The sequence below is a fragment of the Flavobacterium cupriresistens genome (assembly GCF_020911925.1).
GTDB lineage: Bacteria > Bacteroidota > Bacteroidia > Flavobacteriales > Flavobacteriaceae > Flavobacterium > Flavobacterium cupriresistens.
The window spans coordinates 3,412,062-3,428,783 of sequence record NZ_CP087134.1; the positions used below are offsets into that span (position 1 = coordinate 3,412,062).

The 16,722-nt window shown below is 33.9% G+C and carries 12 protein-coding genes; 9 read left to right on the forward strand and 3 right to left on the reverse strand.

Annotated elements, in window-relative coordinates:
• Window positions 1-13 precede the first annotated feature (13 nt).
• Window positions 14-535 (forward strand): hypothetical protein, encoded by a 522-nt coding sequence (locus LNP23_RS14540; protein WP_047776408.1) that lies wholly within the window; start codon window positions 14-16, stop codon window positions 533-535.
• 665 nt (window positions 536-1,200) lie between these two features.
• Here LNP23_RS14540 and LNP23_RS14545 read toward each other — a convergent pair.
• Both LNP23_RS14545 and LNP23_RS14550 read right to left on the reverse strand, forming a co-directional pair.
• Window positions 1,201-1,926, reverse strand: coding sequence for a DUF6090 family protein (locus LNP23_RS14545; protein WP_230001739.1), 726 nt, complete (start codon window positions 1,924-1,926; stop codon window positions 1,201-1,203).
• A 130-nt stretch (window positions 1,927-2,056) separates the two neighbouring features.
• Entirely contained in the window at window positions 2,057-2,635 is a 579-nt protein-coding gene (locus LNP23_RS14550) for a pentapeptide repeat-containing protein (protein ID WP_230001740.1), read from the reverse strand.
• 231 nt (window positions 2,636-2,866) lie between these two features.
• Here LNP23_RS14550 and LNP23_RS14555 point away from each other — a divergent pair, with 231 nt between their 5' ends.
• The 5 genes from LNP23_RS14555 (at window position 2,867) to LNP23_RS14575 (ending at window position 8,171) form a co-directional block, all read left to right on the forward strand.
• Complete coding sequence (locus tag LNP23_RS14555; RefSeq protein ID WP_230001741.1) at window positions 2,867-4,096, forward strand: BamA/TamA family outer membrane protein; 1,230 nt, start codon at window positions 2,867-2,869, stop codon at window positions 4,094-4,096.
• A 198-nt stretch (window positions 4,097-4,294) separates the two neighbouring features.
• Window positions 4,295-4,969: a response regulator transcription factor gene (locus LNP23_RS14560; protein WP_230001742.1), complete on the forward strand. Its 675-nt coding sequence runs from the start codon at window positions 4,295-4,297 to the stop codon at window positions 4,967-4,969.
• A 1-nt stretch (window position 4,970) separates the two neighbouring features.
• Complete coding sequence (locus tag LNP23_RS14565) at window positions 4,971-6,374, forward strand: sensor histidine kinase (RefSeq protein WP_047776587.1); 1,404 nt, start codon at window positions 4,971-4,973, stop codon at window positions 6,372-6,374.
• A 78-nt stretch (window positions 6,375-6,452) separates the two neighbouring features.
• Window positions 6,453-7,175, forward strand: coding sequence for a hypothetical protein (locus LNP23_RS14570; RefSeq protein ID WP_230001743.1), 723 nt, complete (start codon window positions 6,453-6,455; stop codon window positions 7,173-7,175).
• Window positions 7,176-7,223: 48 nt separating this feature from the next.
• Entirely contained in the window at window positions 7,224-8,171 is a 948-nt protein-coding gene (locus LNP23_RS14575) for a bestrophin family protein (protein WP_319624881.1), read from the forward strand.
• Between the two features lie 913 nt (window positions 8,172-9,084).
• Here the strand turns inward: LNP23_RS14575 and LNP23_RS14580 are convergent.
• Entirely contained in the window at window positions 9,085-10,503 is a 1,419-nt protein-coding gene (locus LNP23_RS14580) for an aminotransferase-like domain-containing protein (protein ID WP_230001745.1), read from the reverse strand.
• A gap of 102 nt (window positions 10,504-10,605) precedes the next feature.
• Between LNP23_RS14580 and LNP23_RS14585 the strand changes: the two genes are divergently transcribed.
• The 3 genes from LNP23_RS14585 (at window position 10,606) to susR (ending at window position 16,487) form a co-directional block, all read left to right on the forward strand.
• Window positions 10,606-11,520, forward strand: coding sequence for an EamA family transporter (locus tag LNP23_RS14585; protein WP_230001746.1), 915 nt, complete (start codon window positions 10,606-10,608; stop codon window positions 11,518-11,520).
• Between the two features lie 311 nt (window positions 11,521-11,831).
• On the forward strand, window positions 11,832-14,099 hold the full coding sequence (locus tag LNP23_RS14590; RefSeq protein WP_230001747.1) for an acyl-CoA dehydrogenase family protein: 2,268 nt from the start codon (window positions 11,832-11,834) through the stop codon (window positions 14,097-14,099).
• A 744-nt stretch (window positions 14,100-14,843) separates the two neighbouring features.
• Window positions 14,844-16,487: a SusR family glycan utilization regulator gene (gene susR, locus LNP23_RS14595; RefSeq protein WP_230001748.1), complete on the forward strand. Its 1,644-nt coding sequence runs from the start codon at window positions 14,844-14,846 to the stop codon at window positions 16,485-16,487.
• The last annotated feature ends 235 nt before the right edge of the window (window positions 16,488-16,722 follow it).

Consider the following 16,722-nt stretch of genomic DNA (forward strand, 5'->3'; position numbering starts at 1 on the left):
AAGTATTCATTTAATGACAGATCTAATTTTAGGAATCACTATCAGTATCGTTGCAGGCGTAATTTCATCTTACCTGTTTTTAATGTATTTTTTAAAAAGAAAAAGAGTAAAGATTGAAATATCACCTCATGTAAGTAAGGTAATATTTGAAGGAGAAGTAAATTATTTTTTCAAATTTGTCAATAAAACAAACTCAGAAATATTTGATATTAGAATTGAACCGACATTTTATAAACAAGTAGGAGGTGTTGGAGGCATGAATATTCAAGGAAAGGATATCGTTTTAAAGGATAATTTCATCTCCTATATTCCCTGTAAAAAGAAATCTGATACAAATAGTTTACATGCCATGCGAGTCAGAACCAGTGAAGATATCGAATCAAATTGGAGTGATACGTCTTCTTATATTAGACTTACTGTAATTGCGAAACATTCACTGTCGGGTTTTACAAATATTTTTGTTCAGGACTTCTATTGTAAAGATGTTATTACAACGAAAAGGTTTAAATCGGGAGATGATTTAGGGGTTGCTTAATTATTTAACACTAATATTTAACACTAATATTTAACACTAATATTTAACACTAATATTTAACACTAATTATTTGTCTACAAGGTAATTATTGCGTAAAATTGTATATCCAATTAACTTAAAATTGTATGCCATGAAAAGAGATGTTATAGTAGGATAATCCTAAAGAAAATATAGAAATCACGAGCCAGTTTATACTGGCTTTTTTTTATGGTAATAACTCAAAGTAAGAGATCAAGTCCAAAAGCTGCGGAGAAGTAAAAATCTCGCAGAGTCGCAAAATCGCAAAATCGCAAAGTTTTAATAAAAAAATTAGAAAAAAAACTTTGAGACTCCATGATATTTCGAGAAGCCCAAAGTGAGAAAGTGAAAAATAGAAAAGTAAAGCTTAAAAATAAGAAGAAGAAACTTTGCGGCTTGGCGTCTTTGCGAGATCGTCAAAGCGAGAAGTTGGGAAATTTAAAAAGCTGTGATCAAAAAGTATAAAATCTGCTAATTCTAACAAGAGGAAAGTTCTAAAAATTACCCTATAACTTTTGGATTTGATTCAAAATAAGATTGTCTTTAAGTAATAAATTATTGACCATAGCGACCGCTTTAAAAACAAAACAGGATCTAATCACTTGTTTATTAACATTGATTAGATCCTGTTTGATTAAGAAAAAGTTCTATTCTTTTATATCGTATTCTTTATCAATCTGTTTAACAATTGTTTCTCCTAAAAGAATTAAATTATTGTAGCGCTCGTAAATCTGATCCCACGGAACAAGATTTTTTGTCAACTGTTTACCCTTTGGAGTATTAAGTAGTTTCCAATTGTCGGCAGTGCTTTCCGGATTGGTTAAATTATCCTCTAAATAAGATTGTAATTTTTTTTGTCGCGCTAGCCATCCTGATTCAGAAGAATTAACTTCAGAGAGGTTTTTCTGATAGAATCTCAGAATGTTTAGGGAAAGAGAATCATTTTCGATATTTCCGATTCTGCCCGATGACACAAAACCGTTAAATCTGTAAATATTAGGTCTTAAATAGGCATTTAAATTGATAAATGATAATTCTTTTTTAAATTGATTTTCGTCGTAAGATTTATTTTGATCTAATTGGTTAAGGTGCTGGTATATTTGACCAAATTCCTGATACTGTTTGATTAAAGATTTAGTACTATTAATATCATTTTGGATATCTGATTTAAGTCCAATCAGGAATTTTTTAACGTCTTGCTGGTCGTGTTGGTGTTCGCTCCATCCGTGTAGCCAGATCGATAGCGAAACGGCAAAAACAATGATAAAAATCTCTAAACTAATTTCTTTTATTTTTTCTATAAGATTGTGCTTCTTGTTTGTTATAATTCGATGTACTTTTTTAGTGTGTTTAATGATTTCCTGGTCTGCCATTTTTTGTATTAGTTAGTTACGTTTTTACAAAAATATAGTAATTGACTAAAATATCTTAAAATATTTGAGTTTTATCGGTTAAAATTTAAATATTTAGGATGAAAGAATATAATAAGGTTGAAGTTAATATCTAACTCACAATAACATCATGTTTAAATAATAAGCCTTTCACTTCATTCAAAGAAAAAACAGCCTTTTTGAGCTTTGTTTTAGAAGGGTCAATCGTATAATTGAAACTGGTTTTAAAATCGGCCTTGTTGGCGATGGCTTTGTCAAACTCAGAGCGGTAGAGATCACAATGATCAAAAAGAACACTTGTCAGATCTGTGGCCATAAAATCTACGGCGATCAGACTGCAATTGTTAAAGGTTGTTCCTTTTATTTTTAAGGTATAAAATTTAGAGAAATCTAAAATGCAATTGTAAAAATGAACCTCGAAAATCAATTTGTCGCACATCGCAAAATTGACTTCTTTTATCTCGCAGCGGTTGAAAGTAACTGTTCTGAATGCCACATAATTGATTTTTGTGTTCGTAAAAGTACAATCATTAAAAACACAATCAATAAAGGTAACGGCTAGAAAAGTACAGGCAGAAAAATTACAATTCGAAAAAACACAGCATTCAAAATCCTTAAAATTAAGATCCTCTTTACCATAAACGATGGTATTGTATTCTTTATCAAGGAAATATTCAGATTCTTTTTTCAATGCTTTTCATTCGTTGTTTCAGAGCGAAAAGATACTAATTTAAGCAAGATACTATACATTTTTTGTCTGACTTTTTGCTTCTTTGATTTTATAAAACCGATTTTATTATTAAGAATAGTTGTGTAAAATGTTGAAAATAAGGGTTATATTTACAATAGAGTTTGTTATTATCCAAAAACACTGAACTTAGAAATGGTAAAGTTTTTAAAAAATAATTATTCTAAATGTTCAATGACAGTCTTAGTACTATTGTTTTTTCTTCCATTTATGCTTCATGCGCAAAATGATTCCGACAATCCGGAATTATGCCCACCTAAAACCGTATTTGAACTTTTTAAGAAGAAAGATTCTCTTTTGGTTCTAAAGCCCATAAAAAACAGTTTTTTTCTGGTAATCCCTGTTATCGGTGCGCAGCCTGCCACGGGTTTTGTTTTTGGCGGAGTGGCACAATATACTTTTAAAGGAAAAGAGGCCACAGACAAATACTCTATTGCCAATTTAGGAGTAACCTATACCACCAAAAAACAATGGCTTATAAATGTCAAGAACAATATTTTACTAAAAAACAATAAGATTTTTTTGAGTGGCGATTATCGAATGTATATTTTTTCGCAGCCCAATTATGGTCTCGGAACCAATATTATTCCGCATCACAGCAGGCGAGATAATTTCAGTATCGATTCTATTGCACAACCTATGGATTATAATTATTTTAAATTCCATCAAACCGCATCCTGGGAGGTAAAAAAGAATTTTTATGTGGGTGGCGGAATCAATATCGATTGGTATTCGTCTATAAAAGACGAAGATCTAGATGTGGCGAATCAGGTTTTTACCTACCATTATAACTACAGTCAGAAATACGGATTTAATGATCTCGAGTATTATTTAACCGGAATGAGCCTTAATCTCGTCTACGATTCCCGGGACAATCAGGTTAATACAGCTCGCGGCTGGTTTGCCAATATTAATTATAGATTTAATCCGGTATTCTTCAAAAATCAGCGATACAGTAATGTTCTTTATACAGAATACAGGCATTTTATTCCTCTTTCCAGTAAAAATGAGCGTTATATTTTGGCATTTTGGACGTATGGACAATTTGTAACAAGAGGAAAAGTACCGTATCTGAATCTGCCCGCTATTGGCTGGGATCAGCGAAGCAGGAGCGGAGAGGGGTATACACAGGGATTGTTCAGAGGTAGTAATTTAGTCTATCTTTCAGCAGAATTCAGATTTCCGATAAGTTGCAATCAAATGTTTAGCGGAACTGTATTTACCAATTTTACTACTGCCAGTAATTCAGAAACCAATACACCTCTTTTTAGTTATGTGCAACCCGCAATTGGCGCTGGTTTACGTATTTTAATAGATAAAAAAACACGTACCAACTTAGTTGTAGATTACGCAGTTGGAAACAATTCAAATGCGTTTTATCTCAATGCGGGTGAGACTTTTTAAGAGTTTGTTTTTCTAATGATTTAAGACATATTGCTATTCCTGTTTTGCGGTACAATGCTGCCGGAACAAGAATTAGAAAAGAGGTTGTTTCACTACATTTGGGAGACAGCCTCTTTTTTATTCCTCATATTTTCTTGTTGATGTACTACTTTTATAAAATTCAATGCTTATTTTTGTTCGATATACTACTTTCTAAAGATGAAATTACTAATAGTCGAAGATGAACCAAACCTTTTATCCATTTTACGAAAAGGATTTGCTGAGAACAATAATGAAGTAAGTGTAGCACTTGATGGCAAAACTGCCTTAGAGATGCTTCATAATTATACTTTTGATGTAGTTGTATTAGATGTAATGTTGCCGGATATTAACGGAATTGAGATTTGCAGAAGATTGCGAGCCAGTAAAAATTTTGTTCCTATTCTGCTTCTCACAGCACTTGGAACTTCTGAGAATATTGTAACCGGTCTTAATGCCGGGGCCGATGATTATTTGGTAAAACCTTTTAAGTTTGGCGAACTTGATGCAAGAGTAAATGCTTTAAACAGAAGAGCCAATCAGGAAACAGATAAAGTAGATACCATTACGATTAGTGATTTAGAAATAAACGGACGAGCCAAAACGGTTAAAAGAGACGGCGAATCTATTGTTTTGACAGCTAAAGAATTTAAATTACTGTATTATTTGGCTAAAAACACGGGTAGAATTGTATCCCGCGATCAAATTTTAGACAATGTATGGGACATTAATTTTGATATGAACACCAATGTCGTGGACGTTTATATCAATTATTTAAGAAAAAAAATAGATAAACCTTTTGCAACCAAACTGATTCATACCATGAAAGGTTTGGGTTATGTCATACAGCCTTAAAATGGATATAAGAAAAAAAATTACGGTTACCTATGTGGCTCTTTCTTCTTTTAGTACGTTGCTATTATGTATCGTTGTTTTTGTTTTATTTCGTGAAAACAACCGATACCATTTTTTAAAACGACTGGAAGACAGGGCTAAAATTGTAGCGTCAATTCATTTTCAGAAAGATCCTGAAAAAATAAAATACTACAGTAATCTTAAAAAAAATGGACTGGAAGAACTTATTGAAGAAGAAGAGTTTGTCCTTAAAATAAACAGCGCCAATAGTTTTGATTACAATACCAATCTTAATTTACCCAATAACTTTTATACAAATATATTAAAAACGGGAAAAGACTATTTTGAAATTAATAGCAAGTATTATTTAGGACAGGTTTTTACAGAACACAACCAAAAGTATATAGTAATTGTCGGTGCAAGGGACAGAAAAGGAAGAACGACCGCGATTTATATTGTCAAAATTATGCTTTTTGGTGGTATCGGTTTTATATTTCTGGCTTTCTTTTTAGGTCGATTTTTGGCAAAACGTGTTATAAATCCGGTAGCAAGAATTACCAAAGAAGTAAACCGAATAAGTGCTTCTAATCTGCACAACCGATTGCCTGAAGTTAAAAACTCAGATGAAATTTCAGATCTGACGGAGACTTTTAATGATATGTTGGACCGTTTGGAAACCTCGTTTGAAATACAGGCAAATTTTATTAATAATGCCTCTCATGAGTTAAAAACACCCATTACCACGATCATCGCAGAGTCTGAGATCATGCTTCTTAAGGAAAGAGAAGTATCCGAATACATTCAGTCTTTAGAAAATATTTACAGTCAGGCATCAAGATTAGGAAATCTAACAGAAAGTTTGCTAAAACTGACGCAAACAGGTTACGACGGAAAAAAACAAGTTCTGGACATTGCCCGAATTGATGAATTATTGATGGATGTAAAATCGGATTTGGATAAAATTTATCCGGATAACCGTGTAAGTATCAAGCTTAATTTTGCGCCTAAAGATTCCAATTTATTGTTGATTCCTTGTAATAAACCACTTTTAGAACTGGCGATTAATAATATTATTACCAACGGTGTAAAATATTCAGACAATAATGAAGTCTTTGTATCGCTTTCCGCGAATAAGGAATGGATTAAAATTGCGATAAATGATATCGGAATCGGAATCCCTCCAGAGGATATTCCGCATTTGTATGAACCTTTCTTCAGAGGTAAAATCGCCGCTAAATATATAGGATATGGTTTGGGGCTTCCTTTAGCTTCTAAGATTATCCGAATGCATGATGGTGAAATACAAGTACAATCAGAGCAGGACAAAGGTACCATTGTGACGATCGTCTTTAGGAAAGATAATAATAAAAAAGCCAATATTAAAAAATCTAATATTGAATCTTAGAGAAATCTAATTTTATATTAAGACCCTTCTAATTCTCAGGCAGTTATTTTGTACGTATAAAACTAAACAATTATACTTATGAAAAATTTCCTTATACCCACTACATTAAAAGAAGATACCATAAGCGCTGTTAAATCGGCTGTTAATCAGGCAAAGAACACGAGTTGTGAGATTGTTTTAATGATGGTTGCAGATGCTCCCGACTCTTTTTCTTCGTCGCATTTCTTGCGTGAGATGAGAACTGGTCTTACCTTAAGTCAGGAAGAAGTCCTGGAAACCTGCCGCTATATTGTAGAGCATACTGCTAATTGCAAAATAAAAATACACAACCAATTCGGACTTTCGTCACCAATATTTAAAGGTATTATTGATGCTTTTGATGTGAAGTTGGTTATCCTGACTCCTTCTTACAAGCAGGAAACAAAGCGTATTCACCAATACTCCGTAAAATTAGCCGGAAATCAAAGATGCCCTATACTGCATTTAGGTACAGAAGCAATCAAAGAAGACTTCAATAAAGCACTTTATATAGAAAACAGCAATGTTAACATGCACGTAAAGGATGTTCAGCAGTTTTTGAGTCAAAATTTCTCTTATGAAATTGTAAGCCAAACAGCGAATTTTGATGACAACTTAGAGCAATTTGAACCTTATTTGTCTGAAGCAATTTCAAAATACGGTATTGATTTACTGGTTGAAACCCGTAAAGGCGAGAAAATCAAATTCAAAAAGACCAAAAAAGAGACGGTGAATGATAAATTGGGGCTTCCAGTATTATCACTTTACGAAGAATTGGCTTAAAACTTAAATGTTTAAAAAATACAAGTTTAAACTTTAAAGCGAAAAAATATGCTGTTAAAAAAGAAAATCCCAATGAAGTACGTTCTTGGGAAAATAAAAGTAGAATTGGCTCTATTGATGGCTTATACGATATTGTTTGAGATTTTTCATCACTATTTTATTAATGTTTCCGTAGATATTCCGATTGCGATACCAACAATGATTGGTACGATTATATCCTTGTTATTGGCTTTCAAGTCCAATCAGGCGTATGACAGATGGTGGGAAGCCAGAATTATCTGGGGATCTATCGTAAACGAATCCAGGACTTTGATCAGACAATTGTTGACATTCTACAAAGACCCTGATTTTTCTGTTGAAGCAAACGAATTCAAAGAAAATTTCACTAAAAGACAAATTGCATGGTGTTTTAGTTTGGGACAGTCTTTACGAAATAAAGACGCTATAAAACCAATTAAAGACCTTTTAAGTGAGGAAGAATTGCGTTTTGTAAAGAACCATCAGAACATTCCAAATGCGATCTTGTTGTTACATGCGAGAGATTTGAGAATTGCCAAAAAAAATAAACGTTTCAACACTTATCAACAAGTTGAAATTGATAATACATTAACGAGATTGTGTGATGCAATGGGGAAATGTGAGCGTATTAAAAATACGATTTTCCCAACGACCTACAGTATGTATATCAGAATGACATTGTGTTTGTTTATTATCTTATTGCCTTTTGGATTGATCAGCTTATTAAGTTGGTTTGCCATTCCTTTGATCACAATCATTGGAGGTACTTTTTTCTTAATTGAAAAAATGGCGATTCATTTGCAGGACCCGTTTGAAAACAGGCCTACAGATACGCCGGTTACCGCTATTGCAAATACAATCGAAAAGAATTTAATGCAAATGTTGGATGAGTATCAAAGTGAATTTGATATCATCAAAGAATTTGATCTTAAACCCGAGCCTAGAAAAGCGGAAAACGACGCTTATTTCGTTTTATAATTAATTTTTTGGTCCTTTAATTGTTATTGTTAGCCAGGCAGTGTGTTTATTGTTCACACTGCCTGGTATTTTTTTTGGTTTAAAAAACTACGAAGCTACAAAGGGTAAAAATAGTTTTGTGATTTCTTTAGCTTCTAAAAATGTTTTGCCACGAATTCAACCAATTGGCGCGAATTTTATTTGCCACTGATTAAAAAGATTTACACAGATTATCTGGTCATTTTAATTTTTTTGCCACGAATTTCACTAATTGGCGCGAATTTTTTTTTGCCATTGATTAAAATGATTCACACAGATTATGGATCATCATGAAAATCTGTGGAGTAGCAAAAATTAAGCTTATATATTCGTTAGTCTAAAAAGGAAAAATAGATGTGAGAATTTAGTTTATCTAACACACACACACACACACACACACACGGTTTGTCCTTTCGACGAAGGAGAAATCTCCGCAAGAAACTCCGTAAAAACAAGCTCAGCAAATGCAGATTTATTTGGTTTATTCGCTTTGGTTCGAGCCACCTTCGTAAAAAAAGACAAAGTGAGTTAATTAGTGAAATTAGTGTAATTCGTGTCTATTTTTTTTGCCACAGATTAAAATGATTCACACAGATTATCAAATCATTTTGATCATTTTGTCAAGAATTTCAAAGTTACCCCGAGTTAATTAGTGTAATCAGTGCAATTCGTGTTTATTTTTTTTGCCACAGATCAAAATGATTCACACAGATTAACAAATCATTTTGATCATTTTGCCAAGAATTTCAAAGTTAACCCGAGTTAATTAGTGTAATCAGTGCAATTCGTGTTTATTTTTTTTACATCACAATTTATGAATCATTTTAATCCTTTAATCTGTGGCTTTTTTTGCTCATAAACCATTGATTAACTTTCAATACAGGGGAATGTTTGGTTATAAATCAACCAGTTTGCCCAAAGTTTGTATAGATTGTCTCAACTCGTTGGTCCAAGGCAAGCCAAAACTCAAACGCATACAATTCGAAAATTGATCCTGAAAAGAGAAGATTCTTCCGGGAGAAATACTAATCTGATGTTTCATTGCTAAATGATAAAGATCAGCCGTATCTATTCTTTTATCAAGTTCAACCCAAAGGAAAAAACCACCTTGTGGCTGACTCACTTTTGTCCCCGTTGGAAAAGATTCTAAGACCGTATTAATATAATTGTTACAATTCTGATTTAATATCTTGCGAATCTTACGAAGATGATTTTCATATCTTCCGTTTTTTAGAAAATCCCCCACAACCTCATGTGTGATGGTAGGAGAGGAGATGGTATGATAGAGTTTAGAGCGCAGGACTTCTTTTTTAAATTTCCCCGGTAATACCCAACCCACACGATATCCGGGAGCCAATGTCTTGGAAACAGAACTGCAGCAAAGTACAATTCCACTTTCATCGTAAGTTTTACAATTTGTTGGACGGCCGGAGCCAAAATACAAATCCCCGTGAATATCATCTTCAATAAGTGGAATGTTATAAAACTCCATTAAGCGAACGACTTCTTTTTTATGTTCATTTGGCATCATGCTTCCTGACGGATTGCTGAAATTACTCATCAATACACAGGCTTTTATTTTTTTGGTAGCAATGGCTTTTTTTACGGCATCTAATTCAATTCCTGTGGTAATATTGGTCGGTAATTCCATCACATACAAGCCCAAAGATTTGGCCAATTGTAAAACACCAAAATAAACAGGACTTTCTGTGATTATAGTATCTCCGGGTTTGGTTAAAGACATTAGGCAATGTGATATGGCATTGACACAACCGGGAGTGGTTATAATATCATCTTCGGTTGGAGATCCTCCCCAAGTGAATGCCCAACGTGCGATTTCTTTTCTTAAGTTTAGATTTCCCTGTAGATCTTCATAACTGGTTCCACTATTGGGTAAAGACCGCATGGCTTGAATCATGCCTTTGTTCAGTTTGGCGATAGGAAGAAGTTCATTTGATGGAAAACCTAATGAAAACATCGTAACTCCTTTTGCTCTCATATCATTATAAACCAAATCGATTAAATCTTCACGCTCTACATTTTTTACGCTTAAAATAGGAGAACTGGCCGAGGGTTCGGGAACCGTTCGGGCAGAAATATTACTTACATAATAACCCGATTGCGGCCTTGATTCGATCAAAGAACGACTTTCAACTTCGTAGTAGGCCTTGCTCACCGTACTCATGCTGTAGCCGGTTTCTGAGCAGACTTCCCGAATCGAAGGTAATTTGTCTCCAACACTCAAAACGCCCGATTTTATTTGCTTTTCAATTCGATCAGCAAACTGTAGATATAAGTAATTTGAATTTTTCATAAAAGAAACTGTTATGGTGCAATTTACAAAAACTGTATCTGTATTGCTGTATTATTTTTAAGAAATTTGCTGCATCAGAAATCAATCAAAAAAGAAGATTCCGTGAAAACAACAAAATATTACTTAGCAGCCATTACAGCTTATACGATTTGGGGATTTTTTAGCTTAGCGCTAAAGCCAATTCATGACTATCCTTCTTTAGATATTTTATTCAATCGCGTTTTTAGTTGTAGCATTCTAATGTTATTGATTGTCTTTATTTTTAAAAGAAAAAGAATAAAAGAGACGATAGAAATTTTTAAAGCATTATCAAAAGCAGAAAAAAGAAAGACTATTTTATTAAACTTCGGAGGTAGTACTTTTCTAATGGCCAATTGGTTTACGTTTATCTATGTAATGAATCATGTTAGTGTAAAAGCAACTTCGCTGGCGTATTTGGTGTGCCCAATTCTAACCACGTTGTTGGCTTATTTTCTTTTGCATGAAAAACTTTCTAAAGTACAGTGGGTTTCTGTTGGACTAAGCGTTTCAGGCTGTTTGTTATTGTCTTATGCCGATATAATGGACATGTTTTTTAGTATAATAATTGGTTTGACCTATGCGGGTTATTTAGTAAGCCAACGAGTAAATAAAGGTTTTGATAAATTTATTACACTTACATTTCACATTACTTTTGCAGCAATTGTTTTATTGCCTTTTTATCCGTTTTACAGTGGACCGGTTCCAACAGAGTTTAAATTCTACTTGTGTATAGAGACAATAGCAGTTCTGTTTACTATTTTTCCGTTATTCTTAAATCTGTATGCGCTTTCCGGAATTAATTCCTCTACAGTTGGAATGCTTTTAAACATCAATCCAATGATTGCTTTTGGTCTGGCAAATTTTGTGTACCACGAAAAAATAAGCAGTTTACAGATTGGTGCGTACGGGATTATTTTTATGGCAGTATTGGTATTTAATTCACATCACCTTTTTGCAATAAGACAAAAATGGATTCTTGCATCGAAAAACACATAAGAAACAGTAGTTCAATAAAATTACCAGAATCTTAACAGGATTTATAAACAGGAATGAGTATTTTTCATTTCTGTTTTTTTGTTTACGGACAATTCAAAATCAGAAAAAATTATGCCACGAATTTGCACAAATTAAGGATTGAAATTTTTTGCAACGAAATAATGCCACAGATTAAAGGATTAAAATGATTTAGTGATGCACCATCAACAAATAATTCGTGAAAATTAGTGCGATTCGTGGCAAAAAAATCAGTGTAAATCCTTTGAATCTGTGGCAAAAAAAAATAAATACACTAACTGATTTAAGATGTTATGAAAAACACCAAGCTCCAAGCCTTTATACCGTTATTTTATCTAGTATGGTCCGATGATCTTTTGACCCAAAAAGAGTTTGCCACTTTAAAAGAATTTATCGTTGCAAAAACAGGAATTTCGCCCGAAGACCAAGAGTATCTTTTGTCTAAAATTGACATTTCAAATCCGCCTTCGCGAAATGAATTAGAACAATGGAAATCAGATATAGCGAAAACCATTCAAAATAAACCTGCCATTAAAACTATTTTTGAACTTGCCGGAGCGCTTTCAGAAAAGGATTCTGCGATCTATGTAGCAGAGGCTGATTTTTTAAAATTAGAAAATGACCTTGGAATTTTGGGAGAAGAAGTAATTCAGAACTTTAAAACCAGAACAGGTTCTTTTACCGCCAGTTCTCAAACCACTTCTAATTTTGATATCCAAAAAATAACAACACTTTTGGATGGTAAAGAAGCGGTAATCATTAAAAAGGTAAAATCGATTATTTCAAAACCCGAATTTGCTTACGAAACTTCAACCGATATCAATGTCTATCGTCAAACCGTATACAATTGGTGTAAAATTTTAGCCGGTGAAAATCTCGGAAATATGGCCTATCCAAAACAATATGGAGGAGGAGAAAACATAGCGGACTATTTTGCCATAATGGAAACACTCAGTTATCACGATTTGAGTCTTGTAATTAAGTTTGGAGTCCAATTTGGACTTTGGGGAATGAGTGTTCAGTCGCTGGGAACAGAGAAACATTACGCAAAATATTTAAAAGATATCGGTTCCTTAAAGCTTCCGGGCTGTTTTGCCATGACCGAAACACATCACGGTTCCAATGTAAAAGGACTTGAAACTACAGCAACTTACCAGCATAACAATCAAACTTTTATCATTCATACGCCAAACAAAAATGCTCAAAAAGAATATATCGGTAACGCTGCAGTTCACGGTCAAATGGCAACCGTTTTCGCTAAACTGATTATTGACGATCATGATTATGGTGTAAATGCTTTTATAGTTCCTTTACGCGACACAAACGGAAATACCTTAAAAGGAGTTACCATCGGAGATTGCGGACACAAAATGGGACTGAATGGTGTCGATAACGGAACAATTAGTTTTGATCAGGTTGAAATTCCAAAAGAAAATATGCTCGATCGTTTTGCCTCTGTAAATGACAAAGGTGAATTCGAAAGCCCGATTCCAAGTGATAACAGACGTTTTTTTACGATGTTGGGAACTTTGGTCGGAGGGCGAATTGGTATTCCACGTTCGGCTTTGGCTGCTGCTAAATCGGGGCTTACGATCGCAATTCGGTATAGCGATCAACGCCGACAATTTGGCCCTGAAGGCGGTTCTGAAGTGCCGATTCTGAATTACCGTATGCACCAACGCAGGTTATTGCCTCATTTAGCCAAAACATACGCCGTACATTTTGCTTTGCAATACCTGACGAATCGTTTTCTGAACCGAACTGAATCAGAAATGCAAGAAATAGAAGCTTTGGCAGCGGGAATGAAATCCTATTCGACTTGGAGCACCAGAGATATTTTGCAGGAATGCCGCGAAGCTTGCGGTGGAAAAGGTTATTTATCTGAAAACAGAATTAATGCCTTAAAAAACGATACCGAAATTTACACCACTTTCGAAGGAGATAATACGGTCTTAATGCAATTGGTAGCTAAAAACCGTTTGTCTGAATTCAGAAAGGCATTTGGCGAAATGGGTTCTTTAGGAATCATTAATTATGTGTATGAAAATGCAAAATCTGCCATTGCTGAGAAAAATCCAATCGCAACGCGTAAAACAGATGAGGAGCATTTATTGGATGGAGCCTTTCATTTGTTGGCCTTTCAGCACAGAGAAAAAACAATTCTGGCATCGGCAGCAAAAAGAATCAAAAAACTGGTTGAAGAAGGCTTAGAAGCTTATGATGCTTTTAATGTTGTACAACATCAAATGATAGATGTAGCGCAAGCGTATTTGGAACGAGTAGTTTTAGAGCAATTTCAAGCAGCGATTCAGACGGTAGAAGATGAAAATTCTAAAGCTATCCTGATAAAACTAAATCAATTGTATGCACTTTCGCAAATAGAAAAAAATAAAGCTTGGTATCTTGAAGACGGTTATATGGAAGCAGTAAAAACGAAAGCAATCCGTAAAATGGTCAATCAGCTTTGTTGGGATATTCGTCCCGATGCTGTTGCTTTGGTAAATGCTTTTGATATTCCCGAGAGCTGTCTGGCTGCGCCAATTGCAGTAAAAAGTAATTAATTAGCAGTACATTTCGATGCTATTTTTTTAAATATCTAATAGGTGTTTTTTGAATAGCCGTTGGTCTAACCAACGAATTTAAAAAAAAGGTAATGATTTGAATTTAGGTCAATATCAGAAAGTTAAGGATTGTCAAAAAAAAAGCCTCACGCAGATTTTAGCGGATTGAAATAAAAAAAATCCGCAAAATCCGCAGAATCTGCGTGAAAAAATCTCTTAACTTAATAACATTGAGCTTTAGCCAAAACGCTAGGCTTACGGTTTTTTGGCTAAAGCCTATCAACCCAAGATGCACGACCGTTGGTTAAAACCAACGGCAATTCAAATCCGGATTGGTTATTTATAATGCAGGCATTAGCCAAAACGTCGCCCTATGTGTTTTTTGAATAGCCGTTGGTTTTAACCAACGGATTAAAAAAGGAGATGATAAAGGCTTTAGCCAAAATGCGATTCGTAAGGTTTTTGGCTAAAACCTATCGACTCAAACATACACAACCATTGGTTAAGACTAACGATTATTCAAATTTGGTGTAATACCAAGACAAAGTTTTAGAAGCGATAAACGGTATTTGGAATAAAAAATTCTCTTAAACCAAATTAGAAATGGAATGAAAAACAGATTCCAATATAATAGTTTTCCTTAGGTTTGTCGCCCTAAAATTTTGATGCTTGTCACTCTTTTAATTTATCCTTTTATACTATCACTTTACTTATATTTGTAATTCTGTTTTATCTTTTATTAGTTTGAAAAAATATTTACTGTTTGTTTTCACCCTTCTCATTTGTTTTCCGGTTTACTCATCGGATAGTACAGCTACTATTTTGAATAAACTGAATGATGCTCTGAAAAAGAAGCAGTATTACGTTAAACTTAAGGAAGAACGAATTCTGAACTTCAAAAAAATTAAGTCAGCTGATTTAACCAAAGAGCAGGAGTACAATTATAACAAAGCTTTGTACGCGGAGTACCAGAAATTCAATTCAGATTCGGCTATTTTTTATGTGAAAAAGAATCTGAAAATAGCGGCTGAACTTCAAAATAAAGAACTTTCCGATTTGGCTAACCTGCAATTGGTATCGCTTTATTCCTCTTCCGGAAAATACCGTGAATCGGAAGGGATTTTAAAAAGTATCGACAAAAGAAAATTGTCGGTTACGTTGCTTCCGACCTATTACATTGCATATCGCGAGTTTTTTGAACATTATGCAGCCAACAGTTACAACAAAAGATACATAGAACAAATACAGCAGTACCGGGACTCTTTGTTGACTGTTTTAGATCCGAGCTCTTTAAATTATAAGATTAACAAAATCCAACAGGAGATTTACCAAAAAAAATATGCTGTTGCCCAAAAGAAATTAGTTGATCTATTGCAATATCAAAAAGAAGATAACCCTCAGTATGCTATGATTGCGTATCTTCTGGGGAGTATTTATGAAGGAACACATCAATTAGAATTAAGAAAAAAATACTATGCCCTTTCGGCTACCTCAGACATAAAAAATGCAAATAAAGACAATGCTTCCCTTCAGGAATTGGCATTGGTTTTTTATGAAGTGGGGGATGTAGATATGGCTTACAAACTGACGCAATCAGCTATTGAAGATGCCTTGTATTGCAATGTCCAGTTTCGTACCCTTTTGATGTCCGAAGTATATTCGATAATCAATACAGTTTATTTAGAAAGAGAGGCCAAGAGAAAAACAGAACTGCAACTTTATCTTTTATGTATCAGTTTACTCTCGGTATTTTTGATTGTCGCGGTGATTTACGTGTACAAACAAATGAAAAAGGTATCCAAAATCCGTGGAGAACTTTATGAAAGTGGTCAGAAACTAGCCGAATTAAACAAAGATATTACTGAAACCAACAATCAGTTGCAGGAACGTAATGCACAATTATCAGAATCAAATCATATTAAAGAAGAATATATTGCGCACTTTTTTAGTCTTTGTTCTACTTACATCAACAAATTAGAGAATTATCGAATCACTTTGAATAAAAAAGCTACGGCCAAACAATTTGATGAGATCTATAAAATGCTAAAATCAACTACATTGGTTGATACAGAATTGGAGGAATTATACAAAAACTTCGATAGTATTTTCTTAAACCTCTATCCAACCTTCGTAAAAGATTTTAATGAACTGCTTATTAAAGAGGAGCAGATCGTTTTAAAACAAGGAGAATTACTCAATACAGAACTTAGAATTTTTGCCTTAATCCGTCTTGGGATTACCGACAGTGTAAAAATTGCTGCTTTCCTGCGTTACTCTTTAAGTACGATTTATAATTACCGCACCAGAGCCCGAAATAAAGCCGCTGTTTCGCGAAATGATTTCGAAGAAATGGTCATGAAAATCGGTTTAATTTCCTTGAAAGCCTAAGGATTGATTTTAAAAGTACTACTTTTTTTTGGCTTATTAACTTGTTAACTTATTGGTTGTTAGTGTTTTGGTTTTTTAGATCACTACTTTTTTTCGTTTAGAAATGTAACGTGTACTATAACGTTTTAGCTTTACAATAGTATTAAAAGACACTTTTTAAAAGAATGCGTTGGGTGTAATGGTGTCGCATACTATCTTATCACATAGAAAGATAAATTTAGAATTGACCATCTAA

Excerpts from the sequence above, each read along its gene's own strand:
- LNP23_RS14540 (WP_047776408.1), top strand. The coding sequence starts at position 14 with ATGACAGATCTAATTTTAGGAATCACTATCAGTATCGTTGCAGGCGTA.
- LNP23_RS14545 (WP_230001739.1), bottom strand. The coding sequence starts at position 1,926 with ATGGCAGACCAGGAAATCATTAAACACACTAAAAAAGTACATCGAATT.
- LNP23_RS14555 (WP_230001741.1), top strand. The coding sequence starts at position 2,867 with ATGACAGTCTTAGTACTATTGTTTTTTCTTCCATTTATGCTTCATGCG.
- LNP23_RS14560 (WP_230001742.1), top strand. The coding sequence starts at position 4,295 with ATGAAATTACTAATAGTCGAAGATGAACCAAACCTTTTATCCATTTTA.
- LNP23_RS14565 (WP_047776587.1), top strand. The coding sequence starts at position 4,971 with ATGGATATAAGAAAAAAAATTACGGTTACCTATGTGGCTCTTTCTTCT.
- LNP23_RS14570 (WP_230001743.1), top strand. The coding sequence starts at position 6,453 with ATGAAAAATTTCCTTATACCCACTACATTAAAAGAAGATACCATAAGC.
- LNP23_RS14575 (WP_319624881.1), top strand. The coding sequence starts at position 7,224 with ATGCTGTTAAAAAAGAAAATCCCAATGAAGTACGTTCTTGGGAAAATA.
- LNP23_RS14580 (WP_230001745.1), bottom strand. The coding sequence starts at position 10,503 with ATGAAAAATTCAAATTACTTATATCTACAGTTTGCTGATCGAATTGAA.
- LNP23_RS14590 (WP_230001747.1), top strand. The coding sequence starts at position 11,832 with ATGAAAAACACCAAGCTCCAAGCCTTTATACCGTTATTTTATCTAGTA.